Source organism: Paenibacillus sp. FSL H8-0168 (genome assembly GCF_038592955.1).
Lineage (GTDB): Bacteria > Bacillota > Bacilli > Paenibacillales > Paenibacillaceae > Paenibacillus > Paenibacillus polymyxa_B.
This window is the reverse complement of sequence record NZ_CP151948.1, coordinates 1087593-1103155: the sequence shown is the minus strand read 5'-3', so window position 1 is coordinate 1103155 and position 15563 is coordinate 1087593. Positions and strand designations below refer to the sequence as shown.

Here is a 15563-nt window from a genome sequence, read left to right as displayed (position 1 = left end):
CTCCTAAACACGTTATTATCGTTCACTGCTCAAGATCTAGTTATAATCTTCCCAATAGCGATACTCCATTTCATTCTCACCTTTGGTGACAACGACCATATTTTCAATATGTCCCGTTTCTTTATTCGTTCGGTAGATCATGGTACGGGTTTCGCCCTCATCGGGTACAGAGAAAAGTACTTTGTCACTGAGCATGCCGCCACCAATGCCGACGACGTGTTCCCCCCAACCGGAGGCTGCGCCAGAACCGATGCCCGAACCTGCTCCACTAACACCAACCCCGCGCGACAAAATAAGACCTATTCCATATCCGGTGACGGTCTGGGCCGTTTTACCTAGAGCGTGCTCTCCGGCGGATTGGGTATGCTTTTGGACCCAGTAATCGTATTTATCCGTATTTTGCTCGTAACTCACAACATTCCCTTTTTTATCTATAGATATATCCGTCTTGCTTCCGTCTTTACCTGTCAGTTCGGTGACAGCGACAAGGGAATCGGATGTGATCTTAGAGGTCTCTCCTGTATTGTAATCTGTACGGGTAACCGAGTCTTCATATTGCAGCTGCAGGACATTCATCTGATCGTGAATTTTCTGCATAACCTGCTTGTCGCCGACGGCCTCGGCGTTTTTCAGTAGTTCCTCATATTGATGATATTTATCCGCGTCTGCCTGATCCCATTCGTCTATGTTTTTTGGCTGCTTGGCAATTTCTCCACCATGATCTCCAGCCTCTCCACTGCCTGCCAGCGCTGCGCTAGCGTTCATTGCCGCTGCTAGGGCTGTCCAGAAGCCACGTGTGCTTTCACCATCCGCATTTCTAAACTTCGAAGCGATGCTTTTCAGTTCAATTTCAATGGATTGAACCTTATTTAATACCGAAGAAAGTGTATATTTAGCCGTACGATAGTCATTATAAAAACGATTTCTCTCCATACCATCCCACTGGCTGTGAAGGCGGTTCATTGTGCTATCCAGGCCGTTTAACTGGTTATACAGTGTGCCGTGGGCATTGGCAAATTGGGAGGCCACGTTGTCCAGCTGCTCCGGTGTGACTTGGATTTTTGTCATGGTGATCACATCCCATCTAAGAAAATAGGAGATAGAAATTATATTTTACAGTAATCCTTATTTCATATTGTAAGCTATAGAGGTCGGACATTCATGAGGATTTATACGTATTTGTGTATTCAGAAGCAGTTCCTTTGATATAATGAATCCATATGAGTTCATTTCGACAATACATTATTGAAAGTCAGGTGTATGGACATGTCAGACAAAAAAATTATCTTTTTTGATATCGACGGTACGTTACTGGACGATGACAAGAAAATGCCGTTAACGGCAGAAAAGGCCGTCTTTGCTTTGAAAGATCTGGGACATGAGGTGGCCATCGCAACAGGCCGTGCGCCTTTTATGTTCAAAGATATTCGCGAGCAGTTAGAAATTGATTCCTACGTTAGCTTTAATGGGCAATATGTCGTGCTTCGCGGGGAAGTGGTCGCTACCAATCCGCTGAACAGAGAAGCGTTGCAAGCGATGACCGATCTGGCTCTCACACATAATCATGCTCTCGTATATATGGATCATATGGATATGAAGGCCAATATCCCTAACGATGAGCTTGTGGAGAGATCGGTCCAAACGCTTAAGGCCAAGATTTCAGTTGGATACGATCCACTCTATTTCCAAGGAAGAGATATTTATCAGACGCTGTTGATGTGTACAGCAGAAGAAGAGCCTTTCTATGAAGCGGTATTCAAGGCGTTTGACTTTGTGCGCTGGCATCCGAGTTCTGTGGACGTTGTTCCTCATTCTGGCTCCAAAGCGAAGGGCATCCGCGAAATTACGTCCAGACTGGGCATTGCCGATGAAAATCAATACGCCTTTGGCGATGGCTTAAATGATGTGGAGATGCTGACAGCTATACATAACAGCGTCGCGATGGGCAACGGCTGTGATGAAGCCAAAGCCGCAGCTAAAATGGTCACAAAACGCGCAGATGAAGACGGTATTTTGTACGGACTGCAAAAGCTTGGTTTGTTAAGCTAACAGGATTGCTGATAGACTGGACATGTTTTGGAAAAAATAAAGTCTGTTTAAAGACTTACATATGAGAAAATAGGAGGTTGTCCTTAAATATGGAGACGGAAGGCTTACGCAATGTCGAACAGCTAGCCATGAAGAAGTACAAAATTTACAAGCAGAGCCTACTCCGGTATTTGGCACGTTCCATGCTGGCGAGTATGTTCATCGGGTTCGGCGTTATTGTAGCCTTCAAGACGGGCAACTTTTTTTACATGGAGCATTCTCCATTCACTTATCCCATGGCGGCGCTCACATTCGGAGCGGCCATCATTCTAATCGCTTACGGCGGCGGGGATTTGTTTACAGGTAACACCTTCTATTACACTTATGCTGCGCTCCGTAAAAAGCTGCGCTGGGGGCAGGTGCTTCGATTATGGGCTGCCAGCTATGGCGGTAATTTGCTGGGTGCAGGGGTATTTGCACTCCTTATTTACTTGACCGGGCTGTTTGACTCCTCCAGCGTGAACAGCTTTCTACTGAGTGTGGTTGAGCATAAAATGGAAGCGCCTGCAATGCAGCTATTCTTCCGAGCTATTTTGTGTAATTGGCTGGTCTGTCTTGCCTTTTTTGTTCCAATGTTTATGAAGGAAAATGGCGCAAAGATGTTTGCCATGATGCTGTTTGTGTTCTGCTTTTTCATTTCGGGATATGAGCATAGTGTGGCTAATATGTGTACTTTCGCCATTGCGCTCGTGCTGGATCATCCGGGTACGGTTTCTGTCGCTGGTGTGATCCATAATCTCGTTCCGGTCACGCTCGGAAATCTGGTTGGCGGCGTGCTGCTTATGGGGGTTATGTACTATTCGGTGAATCTCCCGTTTTTAGACGAGGAAGAACACTAAAAAAAGAAGCCGTGGGACTTAGGTTCCACGGCTTCTTTGCGTTATTTTAGTAATAGAGCAGGTGCTTTCTTGCCTCTTATCCTTCTTGGGCAGGAAAATGGATAAATTCCTCCAACTCCTTGAACAGCTTCTTGGGATTAACATTGTCAGGTACAACCAGAGTTAGCGGTTCATCCAGCTTCAGCACATACATGCCTAAAATGGATTTGGCATCTGCCATGCCGCTTTTGCCATGAATCCAGATATCATAGGTATAATTCGAAACGATTTGATTGATTTTTTCAATATCCTTAACGTCTTTTACCTTGATGGGTGTCATCATTGCACAGCACTCCCCTGCATTGAATTGGGGCTTATGAAACAAGCCTTAACATTACTTTACCCCATATGAAGCTTGTTGCAAAATCTTAATTTAGAAAATGACATGCGGCGCGGAGCTGATTTTCCAGTAGCTGCCGACCTTTTCAAAATTCACGGTGATTTTCTCATTCGCCTGCTTGGTTTCTGCCGGATAAGGCACGGTCAGCAGATAGCTGCGCTTCACCGGAGTCATGGTCACCATTTTCGCCGTAGCCCGGTTGAACTCTAGCAAATTGCCACCAGCTGCGTTCAACTGAGCTAGTCTGCCGTTAACTTCAACGAAAAATTTACCGACAAATTGCTCACTGGCCTGCTTTGTGTAGGCCTGCGTCAGATAGCTGATCAGCTTGGTCTTCGTGCCGATATCCTCGGACAGATAGCGGTAGCTTTTACCGTTCAACTGGAACGACTCACCCACCGGGCTGCCACCACTGATCGCATACTGATAACGAGACTGCGCCTCCAGCACAAGCGGAACCGCACTCTCGTGATTCAGCTTGTCCAGCTGCGTCGGTTTCACGCTGGAAGCCGCGGCTGCTGGCGCCGAAGTGGACGGCTGTTGCGGCTTAGACGGCTTCACAGTCGACGGTACGGACGGAGCAGCCGCTGGCGCTACCGATGTAGATGGACGCTGTGCTGGTGCAGACGGAGCTACTGGTGTAGATGGACGCTGTACTGGTGCAGATGGAGCTGCGGGTGTAGCGGCTTTGGCAGAACCTGCGGCTGCGGCCGGGGTCGAGGCGGCTGGAACCGACGGCGCTTGCGCCGGGGCTGGCGTCGTAGCCGACGCAGACGCTGCTGGTGCTGGCACCTGAGCCGGGGCGGATGCGGACGGACTGGCCACGCTCGGTTGTGTCGCTTCCGCTGGAGCGGTCACAGCGGGCGCGGCTGCGGCGGCCTGTGCCACGCTCATAAGTGTGGCCGCAATGCATAGTGCGGATAGCTTCGTATTTAATTTCATACTCATATACACCTCCATAATCATATGTCTGCATAAACTGCACACGTTTCTATTATAAGAATTTCGCTTCTCGATTGGGTTGCTAAATTGTTTCTATTTGCCTTTTTTTGTTCATTCTGCACGAAGTTTGTCCGTATTTGCCGGGGACGGTTGTTCTGAATGTTTCAACTGCTTTGCCTCCATCTCTTCCAAGGATAGCGACAGTTGCTTAACAGATCGGTCCAGCTCCTCCAATCTGCGACTCAAAGTGACGAGAATGTATTTTAACAGAATCAGACTTAATGCAGCAGGGAATCCGACATTAGTTACGAGCTCGATCATACCTTCAGTCGTTAAAGAACTCACAGATTCCGCCTCCTTTTTCATACATATGTTCCACCAATAAGAACTAATGTTCCCATTTTTATGGAAATCATACATTATCTTGTGGGCTGTCATAACAAAAAGAGCTCCAATTAGCTTGGAGCCCTCTCTGTTTTTGTTCATTCTACCTGCTTTCAGACCACTTTCGAACGACATATCAAGGAGTATATATATTCGGCTGCTGGGGCTTGGACATCCCTTCTCCGAGATAAAACCCGGTGTGCGGCGGCTGATTATAAGCTACGTTCTGCCAGGCAACACTCAGGCGATACACTGGATCATGCATAAGCGTATAGAATCGATGTTCTGACTCGTATGGTGTTGTGTAGATACGCAGCGCCGAATTATCACTTTTGCGCCAAATGACTTCCTCACGCCAGTCACCGAACAAATCGGCCTGCAAGGACGGCGTTCCTTTGGTTCCGTTATTGGAACTCGTTCCTGTTGCCGTAAGCAAGTTGGAAGTAGTCGAGTTCGTATAGTTCCACTTGTCTATTTTTCCAGCGCTTGATGAGGTATGATCCAGCAGTTCACGGAGGAGATCCCCATCCCACCAGATGCCAAAATTAATGGAAGACGGTAGCGTGTTGGTAATGAGCTGCCCCTTAGCTGAACGCAAACCAATACCCGGTGCCCACTGCTCGTTCCCTTTGGTCCGCGGGTCAATGTCTGCCGACATGCCTCTTCCAGTATCCTTGCCTGTATTTACGCCCCATAAAATATTTCCATTACGCGGGTCGTACATGGCAGCTCCGTAGGTGGCATTTTTGTCCTCGTTCACCTTGAACACTTCATAACCTGAACGGTCGGGGTCCAGATCGCCAACATGAAGTGCATCTCCATGTCCCATCCCCGTGTTAGCCAGCTTCGCTCCGTTATCGTCTACAACCAGCGAGCCATACACGATCTCATCCTTATCATCTCCATCCACATCCGCCACGCTCAAACTGTGGTTCCCCTGTCCAGCCGTTCCAGCATTGGTGGAGCTGTTGCTGTCAAAGGTCCAGCGTCGGCTCAGGTTCCCGTTCCGCCAATCATATGCGACCAGAACGGAACGGGTGTAATAACCACGTGCCATCACAATGCTGGGTCTCACGCCATCCAGATAAGCAACCCCGGCGAGAAAACGATCCACACGGTTACCATAATTATCTCCCCAGCTCGATACCGTTCCGCGCGGTGGCACATAGTCAATCGTACTAAGAGCCTTGCCTGTATCACCTGAGAACACAGTTAGAAACTCGGGACCTTGCAAAATATATCCGCTCGTGTTTCGATGATCAGCCGAAGCGTCCCCAATCTTTACACCTGTACCATCTACCGTGCCGTCTGCTGTTTTACATACGATCTCTGCTTTGCCATCTCCATCAAAATCGTAGACGAGAAATTGCGTGTAGTGGGCTCCAGCCCGTATGTTCCGTCCCAGGTCGATCCGCCATTTGCGTGTTCCATCCAGCTCGTAGCCATCCAAAAATACATTTCCCGTATAACCGGATTGCGAATTATCCTTGGCATTGGAAGGGTCCCATTTTAACACAATCTCATACTCGCCATCTCCATCGAGATCCCCTACGCTGGCATCATTGGCATGGTACGTGTAATTCACATTATCCGGGGTTGTGCCTCCCGCGGGCTGCTGGATCGGAACATCCAGATAGTTGTTGTTCCATACCTTCACCGCAGGGGAAGCGGCCTGCTCTGCTCCATTGACCACGGCACGAACGGTATACCAAGATGAGGTCGTACCTGCCTTGTCCAAAAAGTTGGTTCTCGATGTAATCGGCGCATCGTTCACCTTGCTTGTCCCTCTGTACAAATTAAAGCCGACCGAATTCGCTTCCGTGCCCAGCAAGCGCCAGCTCACCAGTACACCCTCAGGCACCTTAACAGCGACGGCTCCACGGTTTAGCTTTTCCATTTGCCTCGTAGAGGCAGCAGAGACCTGGCTATCCATCGGGGTGACCACTCCACTCAACATAACACCGAGACAGAGCAACGCAGTATACCGGAACCTTTTGTTCATCTGAATCATTAGCTCCTTTCATGGTTTGTATTTTCAATAAATTTATTTTATGTGACTGATAAGTTATTGTTGTTTAAATTTTATGATAGCGCTTACATTAATGTAAAGGGACGAATACGTCCTTTTTGTTCAAAAATCCGGGCTAAAGCTTTAAAAATCAGAGGTCCATGAATAATCTTTCTTCATCCGCGATGCTCTGGATATCCTCCGAGCTGATGCTGATATACTGATAGCCCTCTGCCTGTTGTTTTTTCAATGCAAGTTCCTTCATAAAACGTGGGCTGCCCTCTCCGGCATCCTCATCGTAAACAAGCAATAAACCGTCTGTTTTGCGGAAAAGGAGTTCATCCCGTGCCTTGAGTTGCCATATTCCCTGATAGGGCTGACGACTAACTACTCCCACATAGTCAACTTCGGCACAAATCTGCTGAAAATATTCCTTTTTGTCCTCTTTCCATTTCTCTTCCATATTTTGATAAGCCATCATAATAGAGCATTTCAGGTGGGGATATTGCTGTTTTAGTGCAGTAACGACCTCACAGGCCCACAAATCCACCCCGTATTGACCGGGGGTAATCACCCATTCCAGCCCTTCTTCAATCAGGGGAATAAGCCTGCCTGCAATCGCCTTTTTAATATATGGAATGCCTTCGTGCTTCTGACTGAAAATATTCAGCTCATGGGCACGATAGCCCGAAACGAGCAAGTTTTTCATCTTCTCAACGTCCTTCTCCGATTATCATAAAGGTTATTGTACCACTTCAGAGCAGACCACTAAACACTTCGTTTTTTGGAGGAACGAATTGAATATAACGCAAAAGACGAACCTCTTCCAATTGGGCTGGATCAGGTTCGTCTTTTGGAGTTTGGTGCTAGTTCTGAATGGATGGTTTACCCATTGCTATTATCCTTTTCCATTCCATATCACTCCTCAGACGATTTTATGCGGACATCTTTAATTCTAATGTTGCTACTAAATATACCGGCATCACTGCTTAGCTTGAATGACGGGTAACTAGGGTCTGCCTCAAGCCGCATTCTGCTATCGAACTGCTGCTCCTGCTGGCGATCTACCCAAAAAGAATAAGGCTCAGACTGAACTACTTTATCAGTTGCATTCGGCGTAGTGACAACCAAGATGACAAGTACGCCATTGCATCCGCAATCCTCGGTGTCATAAAACAACTTGAACATTCCCGGTCGTCCTGAAAGGGCCATTTCTAGCCTTTCAACGGACAAGGAATCCAATTCTAAATGTATGCTCATGAGATGAATTCTCTCCTTTATAAATGAGATGTTTGGAGCCGTCAGCTCCATAAAGACTAAATTTTAACTATGTGTTCATTATAGTCATGTTTTTGTATGTGTCTATGTGACTGCACTCACTGCTATCAATGAACTCTTACTTAAAAAAGGCAACCCGATTACACCGGGTCACCTCCGTCATCGCTCACCCTATATAAACTAACATTCTAGCCACAACTCTATCCTTTGTAAAAAGGGTTATGACCTGTGCCTTTGCCCGATGGCATCGCCCCAGGCACACCGTCCGCTTCAAGCAGCGGACGGACAATGAGCTTCACCGGCCACTCCCTGCTCTCGAATACCGCTTGGAGCAGCTCGGCCCGGTCAGCTTCGGGAAGCGGCACCACCCGTAGCGCTTCCTTCCACGCCTGCTCGGTAATATCCCATAACTTCGCTTCCGGGATAGGATACACCTCGCTTAGCGCTTCCATAATCGCAGCCAGATTTACCTGCGTGCCCAGCGACTGCACGTAGAAGATCAGCTTGCGGATCGTCTCATTATACAAGCTGTTCGAGTATCCTGGCCGGATATGATAACCCGGGTCCGCAATGCCGTGTTTGTCCAGATACGGCTGATGCAAACGTACGGAATCGTGGTCACGGAATAACAGGCCGTTCACCTGTCCGTCCCGCAGGACCACGCAGCAGTTCTGACCGTGAATTTCGGGTACAACACCTACCTTGAACAACCGCATCACCACATCATAGAATAACGCCGTCAGATCGGTGTAGAATCCTATAACCTCTTCACTGGTTAACTCTCTGCCCAGCAGGTCGGGTAACATATGGCGACCTTCCAGCGTCACCCCAAGCGCAGCCATGGGAATGACCTGCACACCTTCTTCCAGCAACTTTGGCGGATAGATGCGAATCTGGGCGGCCAGATGACGAGGATGATCATCGAACAATCCCATGGATTCCGGCATGTATCCCCACCAGTTCCGTTCCTCGCAGAGCCACACTTTACCTGTGAGCGATTCATCACAGGCCACCGCTTGTCGTAACATCTTCTCCCCAGCCAGACCATTCAGCAGCTTCACCACCGGGAGATAGCGGGCGGCCCCGAGAGACAACACACTGACCGGAAGCTTGAGCATCTGTGTGGATTCCTCCATCGGAGCCATCGAGCGCAGGGACGATGTCGCCTGCACCTCTCCCAATTCGATATCCAGTACAATGATGGTGCCGTCCGCGATCTCTCCAGTAAAACGCGGCAAGATGATATGCTCCATCTGCCATGGATGTACTGGCATGGGCATGTATTCTTGCAGATTCAGGCCTTTCCGGGCCAATTCTGCTTCCAGCCTGCTCCGCTGTTCTTCATCCAGTACATCCAGTGTGGACAGCCCTTCCTCACATCCCTGTTGTACGGCATCCCAACGCACCGCCACCCATCGCAGCGGGATCTCCTTCCTGAATTCCGCTGCATACCGGGCCACATCCGCTTCTGTGAATCCCACCTTGGCCTTAGAGGTGGGGTGAAATGGACGATCTCGCAGCGCTGCAACCTGCTCTCCCTTGATAAACCAATCGTAGGCATTGAACGGAACTTGTTCTCCCAGCCCTTGCACCTGCTGGAGTCCCAGTGCCAATTGCTCGGTGGCTATTTCCACGCCTGCCAAGAATTCTGCAACCCCGGGATGCGCGTATGCTTCATCGGAAAGCGTCATCCGAAGCACAGCCTGTCCTACGACTGCTGGAGATTCAAGAAGCTTCCAGCCTCCATCCGGTGTCTCTCCATAGACAGGTGAACCTTGTACCCATTGATATCCCTGCCTTTTTCCTGCTTCCACCAGAAACAAAATCCCTTTCAGATGCAGCATAAGCTGTCCACTATGCCTACCTGTTCCATTCTCATCCTGCTTATCCTTGCCTGCGACATTGCCGTCGAGTCCGTCAGCTATTCCTCGTCCACTCTGCGGAGGACCTCCATTACCATCCCCCAGAAACATTCGGCGGAACGGTTCTGGTGAAGTAGAGAGTTCAATGAACGGATGCCCTTCCAGCGGAAGCAATTGCTCGGCCAGAAATGCATTGATCAGATCCTCCATAATCCGCCGCTCAGCGTCTTGCAGACTGGCACGCTTCATCACTGTTGACATGGTTGTCGTCCTCCGTCAAATAATGGAATGCCGGGTGCGGATGACCCAGAAAATCATGATGCGAGATGGTCCAGCAATAGGCTCCCGACTTCTCGAACACAACAATATCGCCTACACGTAGCCGCTCTACTTCCGCATTTGAATGCATACGATCCTTGGGTGTACATAGTTCTCCGACCACGTGAACTTTGTTGTCCCTTACCTCTGGTCTTGCAAACGAATGCCCCCAACGGTCCGTAGACATAATGTGAAATGGATGGTTGTGTCCCCATGATGCGGGCAGACGATTATGATGTGTACCTCCTCTTAACACGGCAAAATGCTGACCATGCGATGTTTTGATATCCGTAACCTCTGCCGCATAATAACCGTGGTCAGCGACAAGCATGCGACCCGGCTCGAAATACAACTGTATGCCGCGTGAAGCAAGGCGCCCTCTAGTTTCACTTCGCTCAATCAGGGATGTGAACAGGGACCAGTCGAACCCGGGGCTACCATCATATGTGACACCAAACCCGCCTCCAGCGTTAATTACTTCAAGATGCAGGTCATATGTCTGCTGCCACATCTCCGCCTTTTGCAAATACAGCTCGATCATCTCGGCATGCAGTCTTGCGTCCACATTGTTCGATAACGAGTGAAAATGAAATCCGCATAAACGCACCGAACCCGCACCTTCCTCACGAATGACCCGGACTGCTTCCTCCACGCTCTCCTCATCCATGCCGAATGGACTCGGACCACCGCCCATTACAATCCGGGTCCGTGGCAATGTGCTACTTCTCAGATTGATCCGCAGCAGAATGCGAACTTCCTCTCCTCTCCTTGTAGCAATGGCGATGACACGCCGCAGTTCCAGCAGGCTCTCCACATGAATAAAACGCACCTGATGCTCGATAGCCTGCTTCAACTCATTCTCTTTTTTCCCCGGACCGCCAAACAGGATTGGAACCTCGCTACTTACGCTCCTCACCTTGAGCAACTCGCCAATGGAAGCTACCTCGAACCCGTGAACCCAGGGCAGCAAAGCCTCAATAATTCGAGAATCGGGATTGGCCTTTATGGCATAGAACAACCGTATGCCTCCAGGCAGCGTGTGCAGCATGTGACGGACCTGCTCCTGAATACCAGCCAGATCGTAGACATAAGTACACACCGGGTCTTCACTATCTCTTTGCAGTTCATGGATCATATTCCATACGCTTGATTTCATATCAGTCCACCCGCATTTCCATAGTCATTCCGTTTCTGTTCGTATGCCCGAAAAGCCGTATTCCGGTCATCGCCCAACACGTATATGTATACCCCTCGTTCCGCCCACAGCGCCATGCCTTCCTTGCTTCTGGCCACCGTTGCATACGGTACCTGGCACTGCTTCGCGGCTTCATGTAATGCACCTAGCGAACGTTGCACGTCTGGATGTTCCGTCTGCCACGGTACGCCAAGTGATTGCGACAGGTCTGCCGCCCCCTCTAGTACCCAGCTCACCTGGGGATGAGATAGAATGTTCGCACTTTGCCGGACGCCCTCCACACTTTCGATCATCGGTACAACCATCACCTGTTCATTCGCTTCCTGAATATACCCAGTGAGTGGATACTTGCCGAATACCCCCGGACGCCCACTGTTCAGACTCCGCATGCCAAGCGGATGATAATACGCATGACGAACCGCTTCCTCCACCTGCTCCCGCTGTTCCACATGAGGTATGACGATGCCTTGTGCGCCGCAGTCCAATACCTTTAGAATCTCTGCTCGCTCTACCTTTGAGATGCGTACCAGCGGGGTCATCCCTGCCAGTTCCGCAGCACGAACCAGCTCTTCCACCGATTCCATATTCGTTGCAACATGTTCCAGGTCGATAATTACAAAATCATACTCCGCATGTCCGATCATCTCGATGATGACCGGATGCGGGATAGAGACAAAAAGGCCGAACACTGGCTGTTTACGTTCAATTTTCTCCTTCAGCGTGTTGGTTCTCATCCGAAAACGTCCTTCGCCAACTTCAGCGGATTGCTGACCTTACGGAAATACAGGTCTCCGTCCCCATACAGGCGGCGCTTGGTCATCTCTTCAATCAGCGCATCCTCGGCAAAAAGATCAAACCACTCGAACCGCTCCTCATACTCCGGATGCTCCCGCTGGTAGTCCATAATCGTAGCCGCACACAGTTGCCAGAACGCTTCTTCCGTCAGACCGAACTTCTCCAGCGTCAGCGCAATATCCGTCATGCAGATAAAAAAGAACGCATCATACGTATAGTCCCGGACTTCCGACACATCACTTGCGTAGATAAAGGAATACCGATTGAACTTGCGATGGGTCTCCGGTTCGGGGTGCAGCTTCGGGGCTCTTTCTGGGTTCAGCAACTTCTCGGGTACATAGCGGACACCATCGTGAAGATCCTTGATGATAATCCGTTTCGGCAGATCATTTTGCAGCACCAGAATGATATTCTGGGCATGCGATTCCAGCGCAATGCCGTGTGCATAGAGCAGATGAATAATGGGCAGCGATACCGTTCGAACGAGGGCTTCACTCCACTTCTGAATGCCATGACGTTCAACTGCACCCTGGATAAACGGTACCCCGTTCGACTGTACTAGCATAAGTGCATTTAAGGGCCAAGCTGTCTCGCCTTCTTGCAGATGAACAGATACATTTTCACGCCAGATCGCCCCGATTGTGCCATACGCTCGTTCATACTGGATTGCAGGCAAGTTCTCGTACCGGAGCGTGAGTCCCATGATTTCTTTCAGAATGGCAAACTGTTCCCGTTGCAGCAACTCATCCTCCCGAATGAGTGCTTCCAGCCAGTCGCTGATCAGCGGTGCATTCTGGGTCGTGTGTTGTGCGAGAATACGTGTACTGGACGTATTGGTAATACTCAGTGCCAGCTTGAGATAAGGCGCTTCTGGATTCATTCGGTTCGACAGGGAACGAATGGACTGCTGGGCGCGATAAGCTGATGCCGAAGGGCCGAGAAAAACGATATCTTTGTCCATTCGTTGCCGGGCAAACACCGATTCCAGCTGGTGTTCCCATTGCCATGGATGAACAGGAATGAATATATAGCGATTCCCCTCAGTGTCTTCCGACTGAAGCACCCGATCAAATCGGCTGATATCCGCCTCTGTGAGATGTTGTCTCACCAACTGTTCTGACGTGTAGCCTGTGGAGAGAGCCGTTTGCACAAGTCCTTCTTTCACGGCAATCCAGTATACGGTCACATCCGAGTTAAACTCTGGACCGTAAGCAAGATTGTCTTTTAGGGTGAAGCCAAGCCTCGACTTGTAGCTTGGATGGTAGAGATGACCGTCGCTCATATGGCTTTCGAGGGCATCATAGTGCCGGTCTTTACCCGGAATCTTCTCAGGCAGCAAAGCCCGGCACTGACTGTCCTTCGCCATCGTCTCCAGCAATTCCTGAATGAAGGCCGTCACATTCGCACCCTCCAGAAGGTTCAGTACCATTTCCTCCAGAAACAGATCCAGATCGGTGCAGGACACGCCCTCTCTTCGAATCGAGCCCTTCGCCACCTTCACTCGGCCAAATGAAAATTTCTGCTCCGCCTCACAGCTGTATGTCACAGCCTGCCCTGACGTATTCCGTCCCACAGTGCGCCATTCGTTCCCATCCACCTTACAGTCAAGGATACCCTCGAACCACATGGCTTCCAGCGTCTGCCGCATGATCCGTTCCTGTACATCCGTGTATACTGCCGTCTTGTGACCTTTCTCAGCCCTGTACCCTATGAACCCCACGCCACTTCACTCCCTATTCGGTTCATTATATTGCTCACCGGCACATACGCCGGGGTCTGACTGATCCCCTTGAGACAGCTCACCAGATTTTGTTTCGCCAGAAAACTGTCCGCGGTCAGCAAATGCTGCACATATACGTTTCCAGTTCGGTCTAGTTCCTTCACCAGCACTTCGCGGACCTTTGCCCAGAAATGCTCCTCCGGTACGTTCACATCCCTTGCCATCGCATGAATGAGGGAACCCAGATGATTGATGATAAAGTAATAGGATGTCCTCGCCCAAGCCTTGTCCCGTGGATAAAACAACAATCTAGAGGGATCAGTATCCACCTCATGCATCAGCTCCTCATCGACACTGACTCCTTCCAAGTCACGCACGATAAATGCCTCAGGCATTCCGTCTCTTAGCGTCACGAGAGTATTTTGCAAATGAGCTTCAAAGTGAATGCCTCGCTCTCCGGCCGCTCGTACAATGGGCAGCAAAGACAAGGTCAGATAACGTGCAAACCAGCGCTCGGCTTCAGCACGTACGCCACCCAGCATCGTCATGAGTCGTGATTGCATTCCCGGCAAGGGAGCTTCTACCAGACTCGACAGGACATATGTACATTCCGGGTCAAACTCAATCGGTCTGTATGCGACAGTAAACAAACTCGTTAATTCTTCCTCCTGAAAATCACAAGTGGCTACACCTGTCTCATAGGCAATCTGCGTTTGCTGATCTGCACCGAAGCAATTTTGCTGCCTGACGTACCTGGAGGCGTCCAGCGTCCTTCGCATCTGCTCCGCACTATTGGTGCGAATCATGTTGGTAATCTGTATGTTCAGCGACAGCTTGATATTGCAATTTAGCTCTGGGATATAGACGGTGCGTACCGAGGAGGTCGGGTAGGCCTTCGGTCCACAGCTGCCTATCGGAATGAGTTTCTTGTCCAGAATATACTGCTGGACCTCGGACAAGCTCAACACGTACGTATACTGCCAGGGATGGACAGGCAGCAGTTCATACTCATCCCCATGCTCACCGCACTCCGCTTCCCAAGCTTGTTCCACATGCCCGTGCAGGCTGGCATGCAGATTGATCCTGGTGGGATCATCTACCCATTCCTGCCTATATACGTCCTTCCTCACAGCAACGTAACAGAGTTGGAACGAGGTACGCAGTTCCGGGCTGTACATCCGTACGTCGTGTTCAGTGAAACCTTTGGAGTTTTTGGGAAACGGGTGAAAGGGATGTCCATACACCAGAGACTGTTCAGAAGTACAGTAATCATACATGCCAAGTCCAGCAGCCTGCTCGATATACAGCACAAGATTATTCACGCTGTTATCTACCTTTTCCGCAAAATCACGCACAGCAGCCACACGGGTCAACCCGCCTTGCTCATGCCGACTGTTTCCATACGCCGTGTCTTCACTCAGCTCCCGGATGATCCAGCGAACCAGGTCCTGATAATGCACCGCTTGCCCGTGAAGCTGTTGTATGCTTCGGTACTCATGCTCACCCATAGCCGAGTAATACGCTAATTGTCCGGTTATCGTCACCCCGCTGGCCTGAAAAGCAACTGCGTACGTCATCGCATCTGGATTAATCCGAATGTCGCCCTCCTTCTCCACCGCAAGCTCCCGGATATAACAATTGAGCAGCAGCTTACAAGAGTGTACATTCGCCTGCTGCTCTGCTTCAGACCTGAGCCTGTTTTCCATCTCGAACAATGTTGCCAACCTTCTTTCGGGTTATAAATAAAACGAGGGA

Annotated in this window: 14 protein-coding genes; 2 read left to right on the top strand and 12 right to left on the bottom strand. The window is 49.8% G+C overall.

The features are described 5' to 3' along the window. Nucleotides 1-36: 36 nt before the first annotated feature. Entirely contained in the window at nt 37-1068 is a 1032-nt protein-coding gene (locus tag MHI21_RS05020; RefSeq protein ID WP_342419568.1) for a WXG100 family type VII secretion target, read from the bottom strand. A gap of 198 nt (nt 1069-1266) precedes the next feature. Here MHI21_RS05020 and MHI21_RS05015 point away from each other — a divergent pair, with 198 nt between their 5' ends. Both MHI21_RS05015 and MHI21_RS05010 read left to right on the top strand, forming a co-directional pair. Then, nucleotides 1267-2049 (top strand): Cof-type HAD-IIB family hydrolase, encoded by a 783-nt coding sequence (locus MHI21_RS05015; RefSeq protein WP_165179406.1) that lies wholly within the window; start codon nt 1267-1269, stop codon nt 2047-2049. An 89-nt stretch (nt 2050-2138) separates the two neighbouring features. Beyond that, nucleotides 2139-2927: a formate/nitrite transporter family protein gene (locus MHI21_RS05010; protein ID WP_039272492.1), complete on the top strand. Its 789-nt coding sequence runs from the start codon at nt 2139-2141 to the stop codon at nt 2925-2927. Nucleotides 2928-3003: 76 nt separating this feature from the next. On the opposite strand, the gene MHI21_RS05005 is transcribed toward MHI21_RS05010, so the two are convergent. From MHI21_RS05005 to MHI21_RS04955, 11 genes are all read right to left on the bottom strand, one after another. Further along, nucleotides 3004-3249 (bottom strand): HPr family phosphocarrier protein, encoded by a 246-nt coding sequence (locus tag MHI21_RS05005; RefSeq protein ID WP_023987189.1) that lies wholly within the window; start codon nt 3247-3249, stop codon nt 3004-3006. A 90-nt stretch (nt 3250-3339) separates the two neighbouring features. Further along, complete coding sequence (locus tag MHI21_RS05000) at nt 3340-4248, bottom strand: DL-endopeptidase inhibitor IseA family protein (protein ID WP_342420177.1); 909 nt, start codon at nt 4246-4248, stop codon at nt 3340-3342. A 111-nt stretch (nt 4249-4359) separates the two neighbouring features. Beyond that, on the bottom strand, nt 4360-4593 hold the full coding sequence (locus MHI21_RS04995; RefSeq protein ID WP_342419567.1) for a hypothetical protein: 234 nt from the start codon (nt 4591-4593) through the stop codon (nt 4360-4362). A gap of 175 nt (nt 4594-4768) precedes the next feature. After that, nucleotides 4769-6565 (bottom strand): rhamnogalacturonan lyase, encoded by a 1797-nt coding sequence (locus MHI21_RS04990; RefSeq protein ID WP_342420176.1) that lies wholly within the window; start codon nt 6563-6565, stop codon nt 4769-4771. A gap of 226 nt (nt 6566-6791) precedes the next feature. After that, a complete protein-coding gene (locus MHI21_RS04985; protein ID WP_039272489.1) occupies nt 6792-7349 on the bottom strand; it encodes an SLOG family protein in 558 nt (185 codons plus the stop codon). A gap of 209 nt (nt 7350-7558) precedes the next feature. After that, the gene (locus MHI21_RS04980; protein ID WP_069291208.1) at nt 7559-7900 is read right to left on the bottom strand and encodes an iron-sulfur cluster biosynthesis family protein; all 342 of its coding nucleotides are present in this window, start codon (nt 7898-7900) and stop codon (nt 7559-7561) included. 218 nt (nt 7901-8118) lie between these two features. Continuing rightward, nucleotides 8119-10041, bottom strand: a complete 1923-nt coding sequence (locus MHI21_RS04975; protein ID WP_341162173.1) for an IucA/IucC family protein — start codon at nt 10039-10041, stop codon at nt 8119-8121. Next, on the bottom strand, nt 10001-11254 hold the full coding sequence (locus MHI21_RS04970; RefSeq protein WP_341162174.1) for a type III PLP-dependent enzyme: 1254 nt from the start codon (nt 11252-11254) through the stop codon (nt 10001-10003). The genes MHI21_RS04975 and MHI21_RS04970 overlap by 41 nt, the downstream gene beginning before the upstream one ends. After that, nucleotides 11251-12027: an aldolase/citrate lyase family protein gene (locus tag MHI21_RS04965; RefSeq protein WP_342419566.1), complete on the bottom strand. Its 777-nt coding sequence runs from the start codon at nt 12025-12027 to the stop codon at nt 11251-11253. The genes MHI21_RS04970 and MHI21_RS04965 overlap by 4 nt, the downstream gene beginning before the upstream one ends. Next, the gene (locus MHI21_RS04960; RefSeq protein ID WP_342419565.1) at nt 12024-13808 is read right to left on the bottom strand and encodes an IucA/IucC family protein; all 1785 of its coding nucleotides are present in this window, start codon (nt 13806-13808) and stop codon (nt 12024-12026) included. Before MHI21_RS04960 ends, MHI21_RS04965 begins: the two co-directional genes overlap by 4 nt. Beyond that, nucleotides 13796-15514, bottom strand: a complete 1719-nt coding sequence (locus MHI21_RS04955) for an IucA/IucC family protein (RefSeq protein ID WP_342420175.1) — start codon at nt 15512-15514, stop codon at nt 13796-13798. Before MHI21_RS04955 ends, MHI21_RS04960 begins: the two co-directional genes overlap by 13 nt. Nucleotides 15515-15563 lie beyond the last annotated feature (49 nt).

Coding starts and splice junctions, on each gene's coding strand:
- MHI21_RS05020 (WP_342419568.1), bottom strand. CDS start 1,068: ATGACAAAAATCCAAGTCACACCGGAGCAGCTGGACAACGTGGCCTCC.
- MHI21_RS05015 (WP_165179406.1), top strand. CDS start 1,267: ATGTCAGACAAAAAAATTATCTTTTTTGATATCGACGGTACGTTACTG.
- MHI21_RS05010 (WP_039272492.1), top strand. CDS start 2,139: ATGGAGACGGAAGGCTTACGCAATGTCGAACAGCTAGCCATGAAGAAG.
- MHI21_RS05005 (WP_023987189.1), bottom strand. CDS start 3,249: ATGATGACACCCATCAAGGTAAAAGACGTTAAGGATATTGAAAAAATC.
- MHI21_RS05000 (WP_342420177.1), bottom strand. CDS start 4,248: ATGAAATTAAATACGAAGCTATCCGCACTATGCATTGCGGCCACACTT.
- MHI21_RS04990 (WP_342420176.1), bottom strand. CDS start 6,565: ATGGATAGCCAGGTCTCTGCTGCCTCTACGAGGCAAATGGAAAAGCTA.
- MHI21_RS04985 (WP_039272489.1), bottom strand. CDS start 7,349: ATGAAAAACTTGCTCGTTTCGGGCTATCGTGCCCATGAGCTGAATATT.
- MHI21_RS04980 (WP_069291208.1), bottom strand. CDS start 7,900: ATGAGCATACATTTAGAATTGGATTCCTTGTCCGTTGAAAGGCTAGAA.
- MHI21_RS04975 (WP_341162173.1), bottom strand. CDS start 10,041: ATGTCAACAGTGATGAAGCGTGCCAGTCTGCAAGACGCTGAGCGGCGG.
- MHI21_RS04970 (WP_341162174.1), bottom strand. CDS start 11,254: ATGAAATCAAGCGTATGGAATATGATCCATGAACTGCAAAGAGATAGT.
- MHI21_RS04965 (WP_342419566.1), bottom strand. CDS start 12,027: ATGAGAACCAACACGCTGAAGGAGAAAATTGAACGTAAACAGCCAGTG.
- MHI21_RS04955 (WP_342420175.1), bottom strand. CDS start 15,514: ATGGAAAACAGGCTCAGGTCTGAAGCAGAGCAGCAGGCGAATGTACAC.